Annotated in this window: 22 protein-coding genes; 16 read left to right on the top strand and 6 right to left on the bottom strand. The window is 58.9% G+C overall.

The annotated features are described in order from the left end of the window. Nucleotides 1-7 precede the first annotated feature (7 nt). Nucleotides 8-2,752: a preprotein translocase subunit SecA gene (secA, locus tag GH722_06575; GenBank protein MRG71423.1), complete on the bottom strand. Its 2,745-nt coding sequence runs from the start codon at nt 2,750-2,752 to the stop codon at nt 8-10. 148 nt (nt 2,753-2,900) lie between these two features. Between secA and GH722_06570 the strand changes: the two genes are divergently transcribed. The 10 genes from GH722_06570 (at nt 2,901) to GH722_06525 (ending at nt 11,849) form a co-directional block, all read left to right on the top strand. After that, entirely contained in the window at nt 2,901-3,458 is a 558-nt protein-coding gene (locus tag GH722_06570; protein ID MRG71422.1) for a hypothetical protein, read from the top strand. Continuing rightward, a complete protein-coding gene (locus GH722_06565; protein MRG71421.1) occupies nt 3,455-4,531 on the top strand; it encodes a hypothetical protein in 1,077 nt (358 codons plus the stop codon). Before GH722_06570 ends, GH722_06565 begins: the two co-directional genes overlap by 4 nt. Further along, a complete protein-coding gene (locus tag GH722_06560) occupies nt 4,532-4,918 on the top strand; it encodes a response regulator (GenBank protein ID MRG71420.1) in 387 nt (128 codons plus the stop codon). A 195-nt stretch (nt 4,919-5,113) separates the two neighbouring features. After that, nucleotides 5,114-5,971 carry a branched-chain amino acid ABC transporter permease gene (locus GH722_06555; protein ID MRG71419.1) on the top strand — a complete coding sequence of 286 codons (858 nt, stop codon included), beginning with the start codon at nt 5,114-5,116 and terminating at the stop codon, nt 5,969-5,971. Continuing rightward, on the top strand, nt 5,968-6,963 hold the full coding sequence (locus GH722_06550; protein MRG71418.1) for a branched-chain amino acid ABC transporter permease: 996 nt from the start codon (nt 5,968-5,970) through the stop codon (nt 6,961-6,963). Before GH722_06555 ends, GH722_06550 begins: the two co-directional genes overlap by 4 nt. After that, complete coding sequence (locus tag GH722_06545) at nt 6,960-7,715, top strand: ATP-binding cassette domain-containing protein (protein ID MRG71417.1); 756 nt, start codon at nt 6,960-6,962, stop codon at nt 7,713-7,715. The genes GH722_06550 and GH722_06545 overlap by 4 nt, the downstream gene beginning before the upstream one ends. After that, entirely contained in the window at nt 7,699-8,406 is a 708-nt protein-coding gene (locus GH722_06540; GenBank protein ID MRG71416.1) for an ATP-binding cassette domain-containing protein, read from the top strand. The genes GH722_06545 and GH722_06540 overlap by 17 nt, the downstream gene beginning before the upstream one ends. A gap of 47 nt (nt 8,407-8,453) precedes the next feature. Beyond that, nucleotides 8,454-9,764: an ABC transporter substrate-binding protein gene (locus GH722_06535; GenBank protein MRG71415.1), complete on the top strand. Its 1,311-nt coding sequence runs from the start codon at nt 8,454-8,456 to the stop codon at nt 9,762-9,764. A 77-nt stretch (nt 9,765-9,841) separates the two neighbouring features. Next, a complete protein-coding gene (locus GH722_06530) occupies nt 9,842-10,879 on the top strand; it encodes a carbon-nitrogen hydrolase family protein (protein MRG71414.1) in 1,038 nt (345 codons plus the stop codon). Nucleotides 10,880-10,904: 25 nt separating this feature from the next. Next, nucleotides 10,905-11,849, top strand: coding sequence for a LysR family transcriptional regulator (locus tag GH722_06525; GenBank protein MRG71413.1), 945 nt, complete (start codon nt 10,905-10,907; stop codon nt 11,847-11,849). Nucleotides 11,850-11,910: 61 nt separating this feature from the next. Here GH722_06525 and GH722_06520 read toward each other — a convergent pair whose 3' ends face one another. The 3 genes from GH722_06520 to GH722_06510 form a co-directional block, all read right to left on the bottom strand. Further along, nucleotides 11,911-12,627: a BAX inhibitor (BI)-1/YccA family protein gene (locus GH722_06520; GenBank protein ID MRG71412.1), complete on the bottom strand. Its 717-nt coding sequence runs from the start codon at nt 12,625-12,627 to the stop codon at nt 11,911-11,913. 103 nt (nt 12,628-12,730) lie between these two features. Then, the gene (locus GH722_06515) at nt 12,731-15,256 is read right to left on the bottom strand and encodes an FtsX-like permease family protein (GenBank protein MRG71411.1); all 2,526 of its coding nucleotides are present in this window, start codon (nt 15,254-15,256) and stop codon (nt 12,731-12,733) included. After that, a complete protein-coding gene (locus GH722_06510) occupies nt 15,256-15,966 on the bottom strand; it encodes an ATP-binding cassette domain-containing protein (GenBank protein MRG71410.1) in 711 nt (236 codons plus the stop codon). Before GH722_06510 ends, GH722_06515 begins: the two co-directional genes overlap by 1 nt. Between GH722_06510 and GH722_06505 the strand changes: the two genes are divergently transcribed. From GH722_06505 to GH722_06485, 5 genes are read left to right on the top strand one after another with little or no spacing between them, the layout of a single operon-like run. Continuing rightward, on the top strand, nt 15,965-16,669 hold the full coding sequence (locus GH722_06505) for an arylesterase (protein MRG71409.1): 705 nt from the start codon (nt 15,965-15,967) through the stop codon (nt 16,667-16,669). The genes GH722_06510 and GH722_06505 overlap by 2 nt on opposite strands. Before the next feature lie 3 nt (nt 16,670-16,672). After that, nucleotides 16,673-17,779: a histidine kinase gene (locus tag GH722_06500; GenBank protein MRG71408.1), complete on the top strand. Its 1,107-nt coding sequence runs from the start codon at nt 16,673-16,675 to the stop codon at nt 17,777-17,779. Nucleotides 17,780-17,814: 35 nt separating this feature from the next. Further along, on the top strand, nt 17,815-18,864 hold the full coding sequence (locus tag GH722_06495) for an aldo/keto reductase (protein ID MRG71407.1): 1,050 nt from the start codon (nt 17,815-17,817) through the stop codon (nt 18,862-18,864). A gap of 22 nt (nt 18,865-18,886) precedes the next feature. Then, nucleotides 18,887-19,450, top strand: a complete 564-nt coding sequence (gene thpR / locus GH722_06490) for an RNA 2',3'-cyclic phosphodiesterase (protein MRG71406.1) — start codon at nt 18,887-18,889, stop codon at nt 19,448-19,450. Nucleotides 19,451-19,467: 17 nt separating this feature from the next. Beyond that, nucleotides 19,468-20,067 carry a glutathione S-transferase gene (locus tag GH722_06485; protein MRG71405.1) on the top strand — a complete coding sequence of 200 codons (600 nt, stop codon included), beginning with the start codon at nt 19,468-19,470 and terminating at the stop codon, nt 20,065-20,067. An 8-nt stretch (nt 20,068-20,075) separates the two neighbouring features. Here GH722_06485 and GH722_06480 read toward each other — a convergent pair whose 3' ends face one another. Together GH722_06480 and GH722_06475 are read right to left on the bottom strand one after the other, a co-directional pair. Further along, complete coding sequence (locus GH722_06480) at nt 20,076-21,074, bottom strand: alpha/beta fold hydrolase (protein MRG71404.1); 999 nt, start codon at nt 21,072-21,074, stop codon at nt 20,076-20,078. A gap of 5 nt (nt 21,075-21,079) precedes the next feature. Continuing rightward, the gene (locus tag GH722_06475; protein ID MRG71403.1) at nt 21,080-22,048 is read right to left on the bottom strand and encodes an ATP-binding cassette domain-containing protein; all 969 of its coding nucleotides are present in this window, start codon (nt 22,046-22,048) and stop codon (nt 21,080-21,082) included. A gap of 110 nt (nt 22,049-22,158) precedes the next feature. On the opposite strand from GH722_06475, the gene GH722_06470 reads away from it, so the two are divergent. Continuing rightward, a complete protein-coding gene (locus tag GH722_06470) occupies nt 22,159-22,344 on the top strand; it encodes a zinc-finger domain-containing protein (protein ID MRG71402.1) in 186 nt (61 codons plus the stop codon). Nucleotides 22,345-22,373 lie beyond the last annotated feature (29 nt).

Raw genomic sequence — 22,373 nt, 5'->3', positions numbered from 1 at the left:
CGGGCTGTCAGATGGCGCCGTGGCAGTGTTTGTATTTCTTGCCGGAACCGCAGGGACAGGTGGCGTTGCGCTGGACCTTGCCCCAGGTTGACGGATCATCCGGGTCGATCTCGGCCACTGCGGCCCGACGGACCGGTTCGCGAATCCGGGCTTCCTCGCGGGGCTGTGACGGAGCGAGACCACCCATGCCGGCACCACCGCCAAGACCGGCGATATCATCATGCTGTTCCTGCATGTCCTGCTGCGGTTCAGGCAGCAGGTCTTCTTCTGACGGGGCAGTCTGCAACTGGACGTGAGACAGCACCCCGGTCACCCGTTCGCGCAGCTGCGCCAGCATGGCCTCGAACATGTCAAAGGCTTCACGCTTGAATTCGTTCAGCGGGTCCTTCTGGGCATAGGCACGCAGGCCGACTCCCTGACGCAGATGGTCAAGCGCCAGAAGATGCTCTTTCCAGCTCTGGTCGAGCAGCTGCAGCAGCAGGCTTTTCTCGACCATGCGCATGACTTCCGGGCCGAAATTGGCCGCACGGGTGGCCATCAGACGGTCAGATTCGGCCAGAACGCGGGCCCTGATCTCTTCGTCGGCAATCCCTTCCTCGGCGGCCCAGTCCTGTACCGGCAGGTCGAGGCCAAGCAGTCGCATGCATTCTTCATGCAGGGCAGCGACATCCCATTCGCTGGCCATGGCCTTTGGCGGGATGCAGCGGGCGATCATGTCGTCGATCACCTCATGGCGCATGTCGACCACGGTCTCATGCAGCTCTTCGGCGCTCATCAGGTCCTTGCGCTGTTCATAGATGACCTTGCGCTGGTCATTCATGACATCATCATATTTCAGCAGGTTTTTCCGAATATCGAAGTTGCGGGCTTCAACCTTCGACTGGGCTTTTTCGACGGCCTTGTTGATCCAGGGATGGACGATGGCTTCATCTTCCTTCAGGCCGAGTTTCTGCAACATGCCATCCATGCGCTCGGACCCGAAGATGCGCATCAGGTCATCTTCAAGGCTGAGATAGAATTTTGATGCACCGGGATCGCCCTGACGACCGGAACGGCCCCGCAGCTGGTTGTCTATCCGGCGGCTTTCATGGCGCTCGGTGGCGATGACATACAGTCCGCCCGCTGCCCGCACGACTTCCCGGGCTGCGGCAACTTCCTCACGAATGCGGTCGGCCTTGCCCTTGTTGACGGCTTCATCCGTTCCGTCGCCGATTTCGGCGGCAATCAGCATGTCGGCGTTACCGCCCAGCTGAATATCGGTCCCGCGACCGGCCATGTTGGTGGCGATGGTGACGGCACCGGGCTTGCCGGCCTGACCGACGATATAGGCTTCCTGCTCATGATAACGGGCGTTCAGCACATTATGCGGGATATTCTTTGCCTTGAGCAGACTGGCCAGATGTTCGGATTTCTCAATCGAGACAGTCCCGACCAGAACCGGCTGGTTGCGCTCCCGGCAGGCTTCGATTTCAGCGACGATGGCGCGGTCTTTTTCGGCCGTCGTGCGATAGACTTCGTCATCATAATCGACCCGGCTGACCGGGACATTTGTCGGAATCTCGACGACTTCCAGACTGTAGATCTCGGCAAACTCCGAGGCTTCCGTCATCGCGGTGCCCGTCATGCCGCCAAGCTTCGGATAAAGCCGGAAATAGTTCTGGAAGGTGATCGAGGCGAGGGTCTGGTTTTCCTGCTGGACCTCGACGCCTTCCTTGGCTTCCAGCGCCTGATGCAGACCTTCGGAATAACGCCGTCCTTCCATCATGCGGCCGGTAAACTCGTCGATGATGATAACCTTGTTGTCCTTGACGATGTAGTCCTTGTCGCGCTCGAACAGGGTGTGGGCGCGCAAGGCCTGATTGGCGTGATGGACCAGACTGACATTGCCGATGTCGTAAAGGTCTTCCGACTGCATCAGGCCCGCTTCGGTCAGCAGGGTCTGCATCTTCTCGATGCCGGCGTCGGTAAAGCTGACGGAACGGGTTTTTTCGTCTTTTTCGTAATCTTCCGGCGTAATGTTGGGGATCAGCTGATCCAGTGCGAAATAAAGTTCTGTCGCGCTTTCTGCCGGGCCGGAGATGATCAGGGGGGTACGGGCCTCATCGACCAGGATGGAGTCAACTTCATCGACGATGGCAAAATTGAAATCACGCTGGACCATGTCTTCCAGCCGGAATTTCATGTTGTCGCGCAGATAATCAAAGCCGAGTTCGTTGTTGGTGGCATAAGTGATATCTGCGGCGTACTGGGCGCGGCGCTCGTCATCGGTCAGGCCGTGGGTAATACAACCGGTCGTCAGGCCGAGGAACTGATAAACCTGCCCCATCCAGTGCGCATCACGGCTGGCGAGATAGTCGTTGACCGTGACCACATGCACGCCCTTGCCGGCGAGGGCGTTCAGATAGACCGGCAGGGTCGCGACCAGCGTCTTGCCTTCCCCGGTTTTCATTTCGGATATCATACCGGAATGGAGGATGATCCCGCCCAGCAGCTGGACATCGAAATGGCGCTGTCCCAGCGTCCGGCGGGCAGCTTCCCGAACCGTTGCAAAGGCGTCGACCAGCAATGCGTCGAGGGTTTCCCCGGCTTCTATCCGGCCTCTCAGCCAGTCTGTCCTGCCGCGCAGCGCGTCATCGGACAGGGCTTCGATTTCCGGCTCCAGTGCGTTGATTGCATCAACGGTCTTCTGGTGGGTTTTGAGAAGGCGGTCATTGGCGCTGCCGAACAGCCTGCGAGCGATATTTGAAAACATATGGGATCTCTGTTGTTCTCCGGGCGGGTAAACTTTGCCGGAAATGCGCCCAACAGATAGACGCGGCAGGGGCCTTCGTCAACGTTACCACCCTGCTTCATGCCAGTCTTTGGCGAGTTGCGGTTGACGATTCGGCTATTGAGGTAACATGTTAGGCACAAACCCGCTTCCGACAGGCCGCCTTATGAGCAAATCCCGAATGTCACCGCTTTTTGCGTTAGGTGCCTCGCTGGCCTATATGATCCGTGCGGACGGTGAGACAAAAGTAGAAGAAAGAGCAACCTTTCTCACGGTTTTTGGCAAACAGGTTACCAACGGCAACATGACGGACGACCAGTTACGGGCACTCACTTCAGCCTCCTTCCGTTTTGCCCGGCAGACACCCCTGAAAGATTTTCTGATCGTTGCCGCGCCCCGTCTGAGCTTTGCCCAGAAAATGGCAATCTTCATGAATATTTATGAAACCGTACTGGTGGACGGCATGATACGGGAAGGGGAAAAGCGGATGCTCCACGAATTTGAACAGCATTTCGAAATCAGCCGCGAAAAGCTGCGGGCGGTCCGCGAGTTGCTGAAGCTGAAAAATGACACCAACCTGTTCACCGATGACGCACATCCACAGAACGAGCCGGACTTCAATTTTGATCTGGTTTATATTGGTTCTGGTGACGATCTGGACTGGGCGGGGCGTTCCGGTCAGGCATGACCGCAGGGCACAACAGGCCCGTAAATAACGGACTTTCTGCCGGTGCTTCCCGGCGGCGATGGCTGCTGATAACGGTCATTCTGACGGGCTCTGGTGTGGCATTGTCCGCGGCTCTGGTTTTTTCAGGAATCATCGGATGGAGTTTCGGCAACGGGGTGCTGGTCTTGCTGCCGGTCGTTGCTGCCGGTCTGCTGTCCCTGTTGCTCAACCTTTTTCTGGATAACAGATATCTCAGGCAGGCTTTCGAGTTTCAGCAGGACACAATGGAAGTTCTGGAAGAACAGAAGCGGTTCCAGATCGAGGCGCAGCAGGTTGTTGCGGAGCGGGACCGTCTGAGTGCCATCGGTACCATGGCCGGCGGGTTTGCCCATAACTTCAATAATCTGCTGCTGCCGATCCTCGGGCTGAGCCAGAGCGTACAGGATGATCTGCCGGAGACGTCACCCCTTCGCGAAGACATGGGGGTTATCATCAGTGCTGCCCGTCAGGCAAAATCGCTGGTTGATGCGATCCTGTCCCAGGCACGAACGCCGGACAAAGGCGAGGAAGAGACGCTGGCCCATGCCTTGCACAGTGCGGCGGCTCTGGCACGGGCGGCCCTGTCGTCCCGCCTGCAGCTTGAGATTGACGAGCCGGCTGATGTTGCCGGCACAGTTATTGTGCCCGCCAGCTCACTGGAAGCGGCATTGCTTAACCTGATCGCGAACGCTCGGGATGCCTATGGCGAAAAAGAAGGTACAATCACTCTGCGGGCGGTGGTCAGGAGGTTGCAGGGACCGAGGCTGGTCAGCGGTAACCTTTTGTCACCCGGCCGTTATCTGGATGTCAGTGTTGCGGACAAGGCCGGCGGTATGGCCAGAGAGGTTCAGGCAAAGGCCCTGACCCCCTTCTTCACCACCAAATCCGCTGATGTCGGGACGGGTCTTGGTCTGCATACCGTGATGATTTTTGCCCGCGACCACGGGGGATCGGTCGAAATCACCAGCGAGGAAGGTATCGGGACAAGGGTGAATGTCCTGCTGCGGATTACCGAGGATAACCGTCTGGCGACAGGCGACGGACCGGGGGCGTGAATGGCGAGAATATTGCTGATCGATGATGAACCGCTGGCGCGGGCAACCGTGCGGCGATATCTGCAGCATGACGCACATGATGTCACGGAAGCCGAGAATGGTGCCGTTGGGCTGAAGCTTCTGGATGATATGGAAGTTGATCTGGTCATCACGGATATCGTCATGCCGGAACGGGAAGGTCTTGAGGTCATCCGGGAGCTGAAGGCGATCCGACCGGGACTGCCGGTTGTGGCAATCACCGGCGGTGGCGGGGATGTCTCGCGGGCGGTCAGTTATGCTGAATGGGCCGAGATTATCGGGGCCAGGGCGGTTTTGCAGAAGCCCTTCACCCGCAATGACCTGAGACAGGTGCTTGTGACGCTGCTGCCGGCAAGCGACCCCGGCTGAAGACCATCATATTCTGACCGGAGAAGGCAGGGCACTGTGAAATCGGTTCGATGACCTGTGCAAAAATGCACAGTTATGTGCAGTTTTTATGAATTGTCGCGCAAGTTTATAACTCACATCATTCCGATTGATGTAAATCGCTGTCGGTCTTCGGGAACAGCGGGCATCTGCAGGGACAGAAGGGGCTGAATCTATATGGAGCTTGTCGTCGCACTGGCGCTCAACGGGATTGTCTGGGGGTTGATCATCGCCCTCATTGCCCTTGGCCTTTCGATCATCTTTGGCCTGCTGGACATCATCAATATTGCACATGGCGATTTCTTTATGGTCGGCACGGTGCTGGCATGGGTGGTGTTCGACACCACCGGAAATTACTGGCTGGCCTTCGCCCTGGTGCCGATTATTGGTTTCGGGCTGGGTGCGCTGATCGAATATACCGTCATCCAGCCGATCAAGAATGCCGCGGCGCTGTCAATCGTGGCGACATTCGGTCTGTCGATCATTCTGCAGGAAGGTGTACGCGCAACCTTCGGCGCGACCCCCAGCCGCATGCTGCCGCCGATTGAGGGCACGGTCCTGCTGTTCGGTATTCAGTATGAGCTGTATCGGATCGCGGCGGCACTGATCTCCATTCTGGCAATCTGTCTTTTCTTTGTTTTTCTGCACCGGACCAAGTTCGGCACCTGGATGCGCGCCGTTCGGTTTGATCCGGAAACGGCAACCGCGATGGGGATCCCGGCCCGTCGCATTTATATGGTGACCTTTGCCATCGGTTTCGCCATGGCAGCCTTTGGTGGTGTGGTTGCTGCCCCCATTACGACCGTCGATTTTCAGGCGGGCATCGACATTCTGCCATTCTGCTTCATGGCGGTGATCATTGGCGGGCTGGGCAATCTTGAAGGTACGGTTGCGGCGGCTGTGCTGCTGGCCTTCGTCGAGGGCATCATCACCAGCTTCGCAGATCCGACGGTGGCCCGGATCGGGTCTCTCTGTCTGATGAGTGCGGTGCTGATGTTCCGTCCGCACGGAATCTTTGCAGGTGCGACACGATGAGCAGGATGGGAATAAATCGCGCCGGTACGCTGTTGCTGGTTCTGTTCACCCTCAGTGCACCCTGGGTTCTGCCGCTTCTTGTCGACTCATTCTGGGTTGATATCTATTCGGAAATCCTGATCTGGTCACTGCTGGCGGCCAGCGTGAACCTGCTGTTCGGTTATGTCGGCCTGCTTTCCTTCGGCCAGGCGCTGTTTTTTGGCATCGGCATGTATGGTGTCGCGGTCGGTGTGGCCAAGTTCGGGCTCGGCTTCTGGCCGGCCTTCGGGCTGGGTGTCGGCCTGTCAACGGCCATGGCGGTGGTTGCCGGTGCGCTGGCTGTCCGACTGACCTGGCATTACTTTGCCATCATCACCGTTGTCTTCTCGCTGATCTTCTACTTCGTCGCCCTGTCATGGAAGCCGGTGACCGGCGGCGATGACGGATTGCCGTTCTCGGTACCTGAAATCATTTCAATCGGCGATTTTGAACTGTCGATCACCAACCCGGACGTTCAGTACTTCTTTATCGTCCTGATGGTTGGCGCCTGTTATCTGCTGATGGACAGAATCATCAAAAGCCCCCTCGGCCGTGCCTTCATCACGGTGCGTGAGAATGATACCCGGGCAGCCCTGATTGGCCTCAACGTCTATCTGATCCGCCTCAGCGCGTTTGTTCTGGCGGGGTTTGTCGCCGGTGTTGGCGGCGCGCTGTTTGCCTTCTTCGGCCGCTATGCCTCTGCGAGTTACATGTTCTACCATGTCTCGGGAGAGGCCGTGGTCTGGGCGATTATTGGCGGGGTCGGAACCCTGTTCGGGCCGATTGTCGGCACCGGGCTGCTGATCGTCCTGCGCGAAGAGCTGTCCCATGTCTGGGATCATTATCTGCTGCTTGTCGGTGTTGCGGTGATTGTCGTGGTGATTTTCGCCCCTCGCGGACTGGGCGGCATTTACACGGCGCTGGTGACGCGGCTTGCCAGAGAGTCACGGTCTGACAAGGGAGACGGCCAATGACCGGCACCCCTCTCCTTGAAATCACGGATGTCAGCAAACGGTTTGGCGGACTCAGCGCGCTGGATGGTGTGAACCTGTCGCTTGAGACGGGGAAGCTGCATGCCATCATCGGGCCGAACGGTGCGGGCAAGACCACGTTCTTCAACGTCATTACCGGTACCCTGCCGGTCTCGGGCGGGCGGATAAAGTTTCTCGGTGATGATATCACCGACCGTCCGGTGCATCAGATCAGCCGTCGCGGTCTGGCCAGAACACTTCAGATCAAAAGTGTTTTCGGCAATATGACCGTGCGTGAAAATCTCTGGATCGCGGCACAGTCCCGCGACGGCGTGTTTTCGATATTCCGGGACTGGAGAAAATGCACCCGCGCCCGTGAAAAGGCCGATTCCATCTGCGAACAGCTTAACCTGACCGCGCTGGCCGACCAGCTTGCGGCGAACCTGTCCTATGGTGATGTCGCGCTGCTTGAAATCGGGCTGGCACTGGCGACGGAGCCGAAACTCCTGCTGCTGGATGAGCCGATCTGCGGCATGGGACCGGCCGAGACCGAGCAAACCGTCGAGAAAATTCAGGAAATCTCGAAACATACCGACATCATCATCATCGAGCATGACATTGAAGTGGTCTTCAGGATCGCCGACCAGATCACCGTGATGGCTAACGGCAAGGTGCTGGCTCAGGGAACGCCGGAGGAGATCGCCGTAAATCCGGATGTGCGGACCGCCTATCTGGGGGATGACGACGATGATTGAACTCAAGGGTCTTAATGCGCATTACGGCAAGGTGCATGTGCTGCGCGGCGTCGACATGAATGTTCAGCCGGGAGAAGCGGTTGCCCTGCTTGGCCGCAATGGCGTCGGCAAGACGACAACACTGAAGACGATCATGGGGCTGGTCCCGTCGACCGGCGGGACGGTCACCTTTGACGGTCAGGTGGTCTCACGCATGGCACCGCATCGCATTCCCTCGACCGGGCTCGGCTATGTTCCGCAGGGCCGCGGGATCTTCCCGATCCTGAGTGTCGAGGAAAACCTGTTTATCGGTGTCTCGAAGCGACCGCCCTCTGCCGTCGTTGATTATGTCTTTGACCGCTTTCCCCGGCTCAAGGAGCGCCTCCGGCAGCCGGGCGGCACGCTGTCCGGCGGCGAACAGCAGATGCTGGCCATTGCCCGCTGTCTGGTGATGCAGCCAAAGCTGATCATCCTGGACGAGCCGACCGAAGGCATCATGCCGATTCTGGTAAAGGAGATCCGCCGGGAAATCGAAGCCGTCAGGGAAACCGGGGTTTCGATTCTGCTGGTCGAACAGAACATCAAGACGGCCCTGCGGCTCTGTACCCGTGTCTATCTGATGGAAAAAGGTCAGATCGTCCACGAGGCCGCAGCAGAAGACCTGAAGCACGACAAGGACACTCTGCATCGCTATCTGGGTGTCACCGTATAGGCGCAACAGACGCCGGTTCAATGGGAGCCTCACAAAGGAGAGTAATCATGAAGTCCTCTAAAAAGTCCGATAAGACGATCGTCTCAGCCGGCACGTCACGCCGGTCGTTCATGCAGACCGCCCTCGCCGGTTCTGCACTGGCCTCGACCGCTTCCCTCAGCATCACACGGGATCTGTTTGCCAAGGAAAGCGGCCCCATCGTGATCGGTCATCACTGCGAACAGACCGGCGGGTTTTCGTCCTGGGGTTACTGGCATGACAAATGTGCCCAGGCCGCCGTCAAACTCATAAATGAAGGTGGTGGTATTGCCGGTCGTGAACTGGAACTGGCCACCGAAGATACGGAATCCAATCCGGCGATCGGTGCCCGCAAGCTGCGCGCACTCATCCAGCGCCGCAAGGCCTCCTTCGTTGTCGGCTCGGTACATTCCGGCATCATGCTGGCTTCAATCCCCGTCGCCACCGAACTGAAGACGCCGTATTTCTCCTCCGGGGAAGCGACGGAAGCGACAGGCTCGAAGGGGTCGCGATACAGTTTCCGGACGGGCACCGACACCTATGCACTCGCCGCTGCCGGCGCACCCTGGGCGGTCGAAAACCTGGGTAAGAACTGGACGATGATCTTCCCGGATTATGCCTGGGGTCACAGCCATCATCAGGAACATCGCAAGCTGATCGAGGAAATGGGCGGCACGGTCAACGACCCGATCGCGGTTCCGCTGGGCACGAAGGATCTGGTGCCTTACCTGGCAAAAATTCCGGAAGAAACCGAAGTCCTGTTCTCGGTGTTCTTCGGGGCGCTGTCGGTTGCCTTCTATTCCCAGTCCAAGGCCATGCGTCTGGACGAGAAAATGAAGATGTATTCTGTTGCCGGCACCATCGAAGCCATTGACCCGCGTGCCATCAATGGCGCAGCAGAAGGGGTTTACTTCCTCGAAAACTTCCCGCGGCCGCTGGAATACAAGAATGATGAATTCCACAAGGCGTTTATTGAGTTGCTGGAAGTCGACCCGGTTCATGCGCAGGAAGCCGGTTCTGACCGTGTCATGGCAAAAAGTCATGCCTGGCAGAGCTATGAGAACTTCTTTGCCCTGAAACAGGCGATTGAAATGTCCGGATGGCAGACGTCGAAAGACACACCGGGCGTGATTGAGGCCCTCGAAGGGCTTGAGATGGAAAACTCACATGCCTATCCGCAGGGGTCAAAGCTGCTTCGGGCAGAAGACCATAGCGGCATGATTGATTGCTATATCAGCAAGGTCGAGGATTCGAAATTCGTGCTGCAGAAGAAGATCGGGCGCGATGAGATGATGGCGAAACTGCCACCACGCTACGATTTCCGGAAAGAATCCCTGTAAGACGACGCCTCCCCCCCCCCCCCGGTTCCCCCGGCAGTCATGCCGGGGGAGCTCTCTGTTTTGTTAAGGAAGAACACATGGCGCAACGAGTCAAAGTCGCGGCAGCACATGTCGCTCCGGTTTATCTGGATGCACGTGCAACGGTCGAAAAAGCATGTGGCTTAATTCATGATGCGGCAGCCAGCGGCGTTGAGCTGCTGGTCTTTCCGGAATCTTTTGTCCCCGGATTTCCGTTATGGGCAGCGGTTTCTGCGCCAATCAGAAATCACGATCTTTTTGTCTCCTTCGCCCGTGAATCCATTCAGGTTCCGGGTCCGGAAATACTCCAGCTCTGTGCGGCAGCCCGGGATGCGGGGATCATTGTTTCCATCGGCATCAGCGAGGCGGCCCCGCACAGTGTCGGCTGTCTCTGGAATTCGAATATCCTGATCGGCGCAGACGGGTCGATCCTGAACCATCACCGCAAGCTTGTGCCGACATTCTACGAGAAGCTGATCTGGGCAAATGGCGACGGAAGCGGTTTGCGGGTTGTCGAGACCCCGGTCGGTAAAATCGGTGCCCTGATCTGCGGCGAGAACACCAACCCGCTGGCGCGCTATTCCCTGATGGCACAGGGTGAACAGATTCATATTTCCAGCTACCCGCCGACCTGGCCAACCCATGAGCCGTCAAAAAACGAACGCTACGACCTGGCCTCTTCAATCAGGATCCGGGCGGGTGCCCATTCCTTTGAAGCCAAGGCGTTCAATGTTGTCGCGGCTTCCCTGGTCGACAGCACAACGCTTGAGCGGTTGTCGGAGCTTGGCCCGGAGATGCTGCGGGTGATGACAGATTCTCCGCAGGGCATATCAATGATCGTCGGTCCGAACGGGCTGCCGGTTGCGGAGACTGCCTCGACTGAGGACACCCTGCTAATCGAGGTGATCGACCTTGATGACTGCGTTGTGCCGAAGCAGTTCCATGACGTGGTCGGCTATTACAACCGCTATGATGTTTTTGACCTCCATGTAAACCGCGAGGCCATGGGGCCGGTATCCTTCAGTGATGATCTGCAGAATGCACGCAGTCTGGACTTTGATGAACTGCAGCGCATGATGGGGACAGAGGGAGCCTGATCCCTGATGTTTGCGAGAGAGATTGATGGCGGAGGATCCAGCTGCCGGTATCAGTACGACCCGCCCCGACCTGTCGCGGTTCGAATGGGGTGATATCGCGGTCTTTCTGGCGCTGGCCCGGTACAAGTCACTCAGCGGTGCGGCCCGCGCGCTTTCTGTAAATCATTCGACAATTGGCCGGCGGGTCCGGGAGCTTGAGCGGGCGCTGGAGACGAAGCTGTTTGAACGCACCCGGCATGGGTTTCTGCTGACCGACGCAGGTGACCTTCTGTTTCGGGATGCGGAAGGCGTCGAGGCGCATATCAGCAATATCGCTGTCCAGTTCTCCGGCGAGGCTTCGCGGGTTGCCGGGACGGTGCGCGTCGCCACCATGGAAGCACTGGGAAGTCTTTTCCTCGCTCCGGCCTTTGTGAAGCTGTATGAGCGAGCCCCCTCCGTGAATGTGGAACTGGTCACCGCAGCGCACTGGATCAACCTTTCAAAACGGGAAGCTGATGTTCTCATCAGTTTTCCGAAACCAAACGGGCATCGCATCGTGTCCGAGAAGATTGGCGAGTTTGCGCTGTTTCTCTATGCCTCGCATGACTATCTCGAACAGCACGGAATGCCCGCCACGATTGATGACCTGAAAGATCATCATTTCGTCGGCTATATTGATGAGCTGATCATGATTTCAGCGGTTCGCTGGCTGTCCGATGTGCTGCGAAATCAGGAAACGCGGTTCCGCTCAACCAGTCTGGTCGCGCAATATCACGCGACGGCATCCGGTATGGGGGTTGGCATGCTGCCGACCTTTGTCGCCGAACGCGACCCGCGTCTGAAACGGGTGCTGCCGTCAGCGATCAGGGTGAAGCGTGATCTGTGGCTGAGTGTGCATCATGATCTGGAACATATCGCCCGCGTCAAACAGGTGATGAAATTCCTGAAAGACCTGTTCCGGGAGAATACGGACTTTCTGAACGGTACCTGAAAGAAAACCGCCCGGACCATGGGCCCGGGCGGTGCATCAGTTCAGTGCTTTTCGGTAGCGACTATTCGCGGTTACCGAGGAACTGCAGCAGGAACAGGAAGATGTTGAGGAAGTCGAGATACAGACGCAGCGCGCCCATGATTGACTTCTTCTGTGCGTCTTCGCTGCTGTCACCCGCATAATACATCATCTTGATCTGCTGGGTGTCATAGGCCGTCAGCCCTGCAAAGATCAGCAGTCCGACCACCGAGATGATCCACTGCATCATCGTGCTGGCGAGGAAGATGTTCACAACCATCGCAATGACCAGACCGATCAGGCCCATCATCAGGAAGGTGCCGAAGCCCGACAGGTCTTTCTTGGTCGTGTAGCCATAGAGGCTGAGACCGGCGAAGGCACCGGCGGAGATGAAGAACACCCGCGCCACGCTCTCACCCGTGTAGACCACGAAGATTGAAGCCAGTGACACCCCGACAAGGGCAGCATAGACCCAGAACATCGCCTGCGCTGTGCTGGCCTGCATTTTGTGGATGCGGGCTGACAGGAAAAACACCATGCCCAGCGGGGCAAGGATAGCGACCCATTTCAGCGGTGTGCCGAAAATAAGGTTGAGCATGTACGGCGACTGCGAAACTGCCAGGGCGACAAGGCCGGTCAGTACGACGGCTGACGCCATGTAGTTATAGACACCGAGCATGTACTTCCGCAGGCCGGCATCCAGCTCCATCGAGCCGGTGCGCCCCTGCGGCATTGCACGTTCGTTAATACCAAAAGCCATTTGAACACCCCTAGGTTCTGCGAATTACTAAGCGTCCCTAATATGGCACGGTCAGGGAAGGATTCAATAACTGTAGAATCGAAAAACGCGTTATTATTTGCCTTTACTCGTTTCTGAGTAGCGGCGCGGCCTTTTTCCCCAGTGCATTCCAGGCTCCGCCAAATCCAAATGCCAGCGTTACAGCAATACAAAGCAGCGCCGTCAGAAGTGCCAGCAGGGGCTGGAAAGTAAATCCGGTTTTCATGACCTGTGTCATCACCGCCCACCCGGTCAGGCTGCCGACGCCAATGGCGATCAGCCCGGCAGCCAGTCCCAGCAGACCGTATTCGATCAGGAAAGCACGGAGAATATCGCCCCGGGTTGCCCCCAGCACCTTGAGCACGACCGCATCATAAATCCGCCGTCTGTGCCCGGCGGCAACGGCACCGGCCAGCACCAGAGCCCCGGCCAGCAGGGTCAGTCCTGCTGTCGAGCGGACGGCCAGCGCGATATTGCCCAGCATGACCTTTACCAGATCAAGGGCATCGCGGATGCGGATGGCAGAGATATTCGGATATTCCGTAATCACGGCACGTTCGATGCCGTCTTCCGCAGCCGGACTGGCCTTGGCGGTTGCGATATAGGTATAGGGCGCGCCGTCGAGTACGCCGGGCGAAAACACCATGACAAAGTTCAGGCGCAGGGTTCCCCAGTCGACATCCCGCAGATTGGCCACTTTCGCCGAGATTGTCCGGCCAAGGATATTGACGGTGATCTGGTCGCCGACTTTCAGTCCGATCCCGCGTGCGGCATCGGCTTCGAACGAGACCAGAGGTTCTCCGCGATACTCAGGATCCCACCATTCACCTTCGACAATATTGGCGTCCGGTGCGGGGCGGGCGGCATAGGTGATCGAACGGTCACCCTGGAGCACCCATGCCTGATCGGGGTCGGCGGCAATTTCTGACGCCGGCCGGCCGTTGACGCCGACAATCATGCCGCGCAGGGTTGCCGTGCGCTCAATATCTCCGGCGCCGTCGACCTTGCTGACGGCGGCTTCAAAACCGTCGATCTGGTCGCGCTGGATATCGATGAAGAAAAAGGCCGGTGCTTCTTTCGGCAGTTCCTGATCAACCTGCTGACGCAGATTGCCCTCGATCTGGCCGACGGCGACAAGAACCGCGAGGCCAAGGCCAAGCGACAGGACAACTGCCGGCGTTGCAGCGCCGGGCCGGTGCATGTTTGCCAGCGCCAGCCGCAGGCCGGCATCCCGGCCGGGTTTGATGCGGGCCGCCAGTTTCATGACCCCGAAGGCGCAATAGCGGAAGACAAGCATGGCGGCGATGGACCCGACCACAAAGGCAATGGCAAAACCGGGCCGGCTGGCCCCGAGGATGGCCAGTGCAATCAGGGCTGTCGCGGCGATGGCGAGCGTTATCAGCACGCCGCCCTTTGGTCTGCTGGCTGTCGGGGCCACCAGATTGCGGAACAGGGCAGCGCCGGGAATGACGCCAACCCGGCCCAGCGGCCAGAGAGCGAAAACCAGTGCTGTCAGCAGGCCAAAGGCAGTCGCCTGCAACATGGGCAGCAAATGAAACCCGAAGGGAATTTCAGAAGGCAGGGCGGCTTCAAGCGCACGGGCAAACAGCAACGGCGAGAAGGCCCCCAGCAACAGCCCGATGGCCGTACCCAGCAGGGCGATCAGCATGACCTGGATAAGGTAGGCCCGGAAGACTACTGAGGATGTCGCCCCGACACATTTCAGGACAGCGATCGAGCCGATACGGCTTTCCAGATGCGACCGGACCGCGTTCGAGACACCGATGCCCCCAACCAGCAGGATGGTCAGGCCAACCAGGGTCAGGAACAGGCCGAGCCGGTCGACAAAGCGGGTCACACGGGGGGCGGCGTCCTCGGTGGTACGGATACGCCAGCCGGCATCCGTGAAAGTATCACGCATGCCGTCGAGCCATTGTTCCCGGTCAACGCCGTCATTCAGCCGGACACGATAATAGTTGCGGATCAGGCTGCCGGGCTGGATCAGGCCGGTTGATTCCAGCGCCTCGCCGGAGACCATCAGGCGGGGCCCGAGGGTGAAGACACTGGTCACCCGGTCCGGTTCGCGGGCTATTGTGCCGCGGATTTCAAAACGGGCATCGCCGAGATTTACCCTGTCACCGACCTTTGCGGTCAGCCGGGTCAGCAGGTTCGGATCAACCAGTGCGCCATACACCCCGTCTTGCCGGGCCAGCGCGTCGGTAAGGGAAATATTTTCATTCAGGGTAATCGCGCCATACAGGGGATAGGCATCATCCACTGCCTTGACCTCGACCAGTGTTCCCCGGTCCGGAATATCTTCAAGCCGGACCATGCCACGCATCTGGCGTGAGAAGGAGACCTGCCCCGCCTCCTGCATGGCGGCAACCTGAGGCGCGGCTGCCTCGCGATGCAGCAGCCGGAATTCTGCGTCACCTCCCAGAATGGCCTGGCCGTCGCGTTGCAGGCTTTCGACAACACTGGCCGACAGCGCCCCGACGGCGGCGATGGCGGCCACGCCAAGCGCCAGACAGGCGATAAAGATTCTGAATCCGCGGATCCCTGCCCGCAGTTCGCGCAGGGCGATCCGAAGTGACACCGGCATTGACGACATCAGGCAACAGCCTTCAGTTTTTCGCTGACAATCCGGCCATCAGCCAGCGTCAGGGTGCGATCGCACTTCGCGGCAAGCTTGGGGTCGTGGGTAATCAGCATCAGCGTGGCCCCCCGTTCGTTACGCAGCCGGAACATCAGATCCACGATCTGCTGGCCGGTTTCGCCATCCAGATTCCCCGTTGGCTCATCTGCCAGCAGGATATCCGGTTCAATGGCAAAGGCGCGCGCCAGTGCGGTGCGTTGCTGTTCGCCGCCGGAAAGCTGGCCCGGATAGTGGCCGAGACGGTGCGACAGGCCGACCGCCTCAAGTTCGCGTTCTGCCCGTTCGAAGGCATCATCACGTCCGGCCAGCTCCAGCGGTATTGCCACATTTTCCAGTGCAGTCATGGTCGGGATCAGGTGGAACGCCTGAAAGACAATGCCGACATGCTTGCGCCGGAACAGGGCCAGGCGATCTTCCGACAGTCCGGTAAGAGAGGTGCCGGCGACGGCAACCTGACCGGAGGTTGAGCGCTCCAGACCGGCGATGACCATCAGCATGGATGTCTTGCCAGAGCCTGACGGGCCGACGATTCCGACGGCTTCTCCCCGGGCGACCTGAAGATCGATACCGCGCAGGATGTTGACCTCCCGGGACTCTGCACCCAACGTAAGATGTAAGTTGTCGAGCCGGATGGCCGGGTCGCTGTTTTGCGGAGTATCATTCATGTCGGGGCTTTCACTCAGGGATCGACCGGTTGGCATTGCAACCGCATATGGCGGATTTCGACAGTTTTTCAACGTTGTTTTTGTTTTTGTAACGGTCCTTTTACTGTCCGGAGCGTCTCAGGCTGCCGGAACAGGACCGCTGAAACTGCTCGTGCTTGGTGACAGCCTGACGGCGGGCTATGGCGTGAAACAGGGTCAGGCTTTCACGGACCAGCTGTCAGCGGCACTGCAGCAGGCGGGTCGGGATGTGACGGTTATCAATGGTGGTGTTTCCGGTGATACCACCGCCGGCGGGGCTGGCCGGCTGGGCTGGTTGCTGGCGGACAGGCCGGATGCCGCGATTGTCGAACTGGGGGCCAATGATGCGCTGCGGGGACTCGACCCGGCGGCAACCCGGGCCAACCTCCGGCAGATTCTCACGGAATTGCGAACGGCAAACATACCAGTTTTACTTGCAGGGATGCTGGCGCCGCCTAATCTTGGCCGTGAATATGGCGAGGCTTTTAATAAAATTTATCCTGATCTGGCGGAGGAAAAAGGCGTGCTGCTTTACCCCTTCTTTCTCGAAGGAGTGGCGGCCATGCCGGAACTGAATCAGCAGGATGGTATTCATCCTAACCCGGAGGGTATTGCCGTCGTGACGAAAAGAATTTTGCCTTATGTCCTGAAGCTGCTGGACCAGGCCGACGGCGGGAGCCGCTGACCTTTGGCCTTCGCAGCAGCAATCGCCGCAGGCACCGACTGGCAGACCGCGGCGGCAGGTATTGCAGAACAGCTGGCCGGGAAAACTGACGGGCATCAGATGGGCTTCATCTATGCCACCGATGTCCTTGCTGAAACGCTGGACCCTGTTCTCGACATGCTGAAACAGGAAACCGGAATCATGGACTGGACCGGGACCACAGGCTACGGCGTCTGCGGTGGCGGAGAGTCACATTTCGACATTCCCGCCTTGTCTGTGATGACCTGCGATTTCGCCGCGTCTGACTATCAGCTGTTCAGCCCGTCCGGTGAGCGGGCTGCGCTGGAAGCCGGAGGCTGGGAAGAGTCGTTCGCCCCGCCTCTGGTTGTCGCGCATGGTGATCCGGGCAGCGAGAACCTGCTGCAGGCCATGACCTGCACTGCGGCCACAACCGGCGGTTTCCTGATTGGTGGGCTGACCGCGTCGCGGGGCCGCAGTCGCCAGATCGCAGGAAGAATGATTTCCGGCGGGCTTTCCGGGCTTATGCTGTCGCCTGAAATTGAAGCGGTCAGCGGCCTGTCCCAGGGCTGTACCCCGATCGGGCCGCTCCATACCATTACGGAATCAGTGGAACATATCCTGATGACCCTGGACGACCGTCCGGCACTGGAAGTGATGAAAGAGGATATGGGCGAGTTGCTGTCGCGGGATCTGCACCAGATTGGCGGGCTTATTCATGTCGCCCTGCCGATTTCCGGCTCTGATACCGGCGATTATGTGGTCCGCACTCTGGTCGCGCTTGACCCCGAGCGGAGTCTGGTCGCCATCGGTGACCAGGTTGAGGATGGCGACCGAATGATGTTTGTGCGCCGGGATCCGGAAGGGGCAGAAGAGGATATGCAGCGCATGCTGGCGGATATCGCCCGCCGGCTTGAGAGCCGCCAGCCGCGTGGCGCGCTCTATTATTCCTGCATTGCCCGCGGACCGGGGCTGTTCGCCGACCCGCATTTTGAGGCGAAAGCCATCCGTGAACAATTCGGTGACATTCCCCTTACCGGATTTTTCGGTAATGGCGAGATTTCCAATAATCGCCTCTACAGCTATACAGGCGTTCTCACCCTGCTGATGTAAGATCAGCGTCATATCCGCAAGTTAAAGAGAATCTCATGAAATACAGACCCCTTGGCCGCACCGGGCTTGATGTCAGCCTCGTTTGCATGGGCACCATGACCTATGGCGAACAGAACACGCCGGATGAAGCATTCGAACAGCTCGATTACGCCCTCGATCAGGGTGTGAATTTCATCGATACGGCCGAGATGTATTCCGTGCCGGTGAAGCCGGAAACCTATGGCCGGACAGAGGAAATCGTCGGCGACTGGGTGGCCGCAAGGGGCAACCGGGACAAGGTTATTCTGGCGACCAAGGCGCTGGGTCCGGGTGACCGTTTTCCGACAGCGCGTCCTGGCGGGACGCGTCCCACACTTGATGCTGCCGATATCCGGGTGGCTGTTGACCAGAGCCTGAAACGTCTGAAGACGGATTATATTGATCTGTACCAGATTCACTGGCCGGCCCGCAGCACGAATTATTTCGGCGCGCTGAACTACACTCATGACGATGCAGAAAATGTAACCCCGATTGCCGAGACGCTGGCCGTACTGGGTGAAATGGTCGACGCTGGAAAGATCCGCCATGTCGGGGTTTCAAACGAAACGCCCTGGGGATTGCTGGATTATCTGCGCCAGTCAGAAACCGGTGGCCTGCCGCGGATTGCCAGCATTCAGAACCCCTACAATCTGATCAATCGTACGTTCGAGGTCGGGACAGCCGAGATCGCGATCCGCGAGAATGTCGGGTTGCTGGCCTATGGCTGCCTGGCGTCGGGAATGCTGACCGGCAAATATATGGGTGATGCACGCCCGGATGGCGCACGCCTGTCGCTGTGGCCGGATTACTTTCCGCGTTACATGTCGAAAACCTCCTTCGAGGCGACGGAAAAGTATGATGCGCTGGCAAAGCAGCATGGTCTGAAGACCGCAGAAATGGCGCTGGCGTTTTGCGGATCGCGCAGATTCATGACCAGCGTTATCATCGGTGCCACAAAGATGCCGCAACTGAAGGCAAATATCGAAGCGGTGGGGACGGATCTGTCACAGGACGTGCTGGACGGAATTGAAGCCATTAATGCGGAGCGGCCGAACGCCTACCTCTGACCGGCCGCCGGGGAGATGACGCATGTTGCGCCTGTTTGTCGGACTGACACTGCCGGACGAAATCCGCCGTCAGCTTGAATTCCTTCAGACTGATTTGCCCGGTGCCCGATGGGTGCCGGCGCACAACATGCATCTGACCCTCTGTTTTCTGGGTGAGGTTGACCGCCATACGGCTGCGGATGTCGATCTGGCGATGGAAGCAGTGCGATCTCCTGCTTTTGATCTGCGGCTATCCGGCGTTGACTGGTTTGGCCAGAAGGCGCGCGGCGGTGAGGGTCGCCTGCTGTATGTCGATGTGGAGAAGAATCCGGATCTGATCCGGTTGCAGGAACGGGTCACCTCGGCTTTGCAGCGGTTCGGGATACGCCCGGAAAAGCGCAAGTTTCATCCTCATGTGACCATTGCCCGGCTGCGGGATATTCACTTTGACCGGCTGGCCGGGTTCTGCCGACGGAAAAACCTGTTTGCAACGGAGCCATTCGGGGTCGAAGATTTTAGCCTGTTTTCCAGCGTGCTGACGCGGGATGGCTCGCACTACTCAATCGAAGCCAGCTATCCGCTGACGCCCCAACCCATAACCGTCTGATCGGGAGATCCTGTCCTATGAAGCTCGTCTTTTCGCCTGCCTCTCCGTATGCCCGCAAATGTATGGCTGTTGCTATTGAAACCGGCATCGTCGACCGTATCGAGAAGGTCTCACCGGACGCCAGCCAGCCGCTGCAGGGCATCAACCCGCTCAGTCCGCTTGGCAAGCTGCCGTCGCTGGAAACCGACGATGGTGACCTGCTGTTCGATTCCTCGGTGATCACGGAATATTTCGACAGCCAGCATTCCGGCCACAAGCTTTATCCGGCTGAACCACGCGCCCGTTTCAAGGCCCTGACCCTGATGGCGCTGGGCAATGGTATGGCCGATTGTTCTTTCCTGATCGTCCATGAAGGCCGTATCAACGGCGAGCGGTCACCGACCTGGGGTGAGCGTAACTGGAACGGCATCCGCTCCGCCACGGAAGCGCTGGAAAAAGATATTTCCCAGCTCGACGGCGATGTTCATATCGGCCATTTCGCGATCGGTGCGGCGCTGGGTTATCTCGACCTGCGGCATGACGAAAAGAACTGGCGCGAGGGTCGCCCGAAACTGGCGGCATGGTTCGCCGAATTCTCAAAGCGCCCGGCGATGGCCCAGACGGTACCTGTCGGCTGACCTGAGGTTCAGTCTTTCGCCAGAAACGCCCGGGTATGGGCTTCAGCACCGGAGGGCAGAGCGTCCTCCGGTTGTCTGATCCAGTTCGCAATATCGCGCCAGACAACCTCGCCCTGAAGATCGCGCAGCAACATGTGCCAGCCGTCCGGATAAACCGCGATCCGGCGCCGGGCTTCGGCCTCCGCAGGCAGGCTGCGGAGCATCTGGCGGGTTGGTTTTGCCGGGATCACCTCATCCTTCGCACCATAAAGAATCAGGGCCGGGGTTTTGAGATCCCGACTGGCCAGCAGGGCTGAGTCCATCAGCCGGACCAGCCCGTAGACGGCATCGATCCGGGTTTTCTTGATGACCTTCGGGTCGCGCCCGAGACTGCGCAGCATGTCAATATTGTCGGAGGCCTGAATACCCAGCCCCTGACCGGTTGGCCGCATCCAGGGCACCGTATGGGCGAACAGCCAGAGACCGCTCCGCTGCCACCAGGGCTGTGTCGAGGCTCCCCAGATGGCCGGGGCCAGCAGAATGGTCCCGCTGACCGCACGGCTGACCCGCGGGTCTGCCAGACTGGTGAGCGCAACCGCCCCGCCCATGCTGACGCCCATCAGATAAATCGGTATGTCCGGATAACGCTGGCCCAGCAGATCCAGTGCCGTTGCCACATCGCCGGTCAGGGCGGTCTCGCTGTGCCAGTAACCACGATCCGGGGCATCACCAAACCCGCGCTGGTCAAAGGCAAAGACCGCCAGGTTCTGCTGTGTGAACCAGGGCGCTGCGGTGCTGAAGGCGTTGCTGTAATCGTTGAAGCCATGCAGGGCCAGAATGAGGGCCTCCGGCCGGTCATCTTCGGGCAACCAGCGTCGCAATGGCAGGATGGCCCCGTCGAAGCTGATCAGGCTGTCGTCGGTCAGGGCCGGTTGCTGCTGTCCGGCACCCGCCGGAATTTCAATCGGCGCACAGGCGCCGGTCAGAGCAAGGAGAGCCAGCGCAGCGCCAAGAGCGAGCCGTCTCATCTTTTCTACCCCTGCTGTCCGGTCCCGCTCTCGTCCCCGCTGTGGCTGGTAAGCGAGAGGAAAATATCTTCCAGATCGGCTTCGACTGTCGACAGGTCATTGATGGTGAGACCCGCCTCGCGGACCGCATCAAGGATGGCTGCCACATTGACCTTTGACGGTGAATAGCGAAAGACCAGCCGGTTGTCGTCCTGCAGTTCCGGGTCATAAACCTGCAGGGCGTCGGGAACCGAGGACAGGTTTTCACCGGTCTGAATCTGCAATTCCTTGGAATCCATGCGTTTCAGCAGTTGTTGGGTCGGTTCGCAGGCGATGAGCTTGCCATGATTGATGATGGCGATGGTATCGCAGAGTTCCTCGGCTTCTTCGAGATAGTGGGTTGTCAGCAGAACCGTGGTGCCCTGCCGGTTCAGTTCCCGCACATAATCCCACAACTGCCGGCGCAGTTCGATATCAACCCCGGCGGTCGGTTCATCGAGCACAAGAACCGGCGGTGTATGCACCATCGCCTTGCCGACCAGCAGACGACGGCGCATGCCGCCGGAAAGGGAGCGCGCATAGGCTTCGGATTTGTCGGCCAGGCCGATGGCGCGGAGAATCTCGTCGGTCCGGCGTTCACGTTTCGGGACACCGTAAAGACCGGCCTGAATGTCCAGCAGCGCCCGCGGTGTGAAGAAGGGGTCGATATTCAGTTCCTGGGGGACGATGCCAATGGCGGCACGGGCCTGACGCGGGCGTTCATCGATATCGCGGTCCCAGATACGGGCGGAGCCGCCGGTTTTCAGAACCAGTCCGGCGAGAATATTGATCAGCGTTGATTTGCCTGCGCCGTTCGGTCCCAGCAGGGCAAAAAACGAGCCGCGGGGGATGTTCAGGGAGACGTTGTCGAGCGCCCGTACCTCGCCGCCACTTTTCGGGCGGTAGGTCTTTGAGAGGTTCTCGATTTCGACGGCATAGCGGGGAAGTTCGTTCATGGCCGTTCAGGCTGTTGATCAGAGCGCGCGCATGGGTATCATTCAGCCTTGGGGTGGTCAACGACCGCCCTGAGATTGATCTTAACACCCTGAACCCCCGGATTGTCGCCATGGACCCGTTCGAAGTCATCGAAATAGAGACCCGCAAAACCTCCTGTGATGGTGGTGGCGGCGCACTCGGCCATCCCCGCGTCTATCTGACGGTCGGTGTGGGTGAGGCGGAGATTGTCTGCCCGTACTGCTCACGGACTTACCGCCTGAAAGAAGGCGCTGAGGCGGCTGCGCACGGCCACTGAGGCCGTTTTCCGCCGCTTAGGCGGGATAA

The organism is Alphaproteobacteria bacterium HT1-32, from assembly GCA_009649675.1.
Classification (GTDB): Bacteria; Pseudomonadota; Alphaproteobacteria; order Rhodospirillales; family HT1-32; genus HT1-32.
This window is presented reverse-complemented; position numbering and strand designations above follow the sequence as displayed.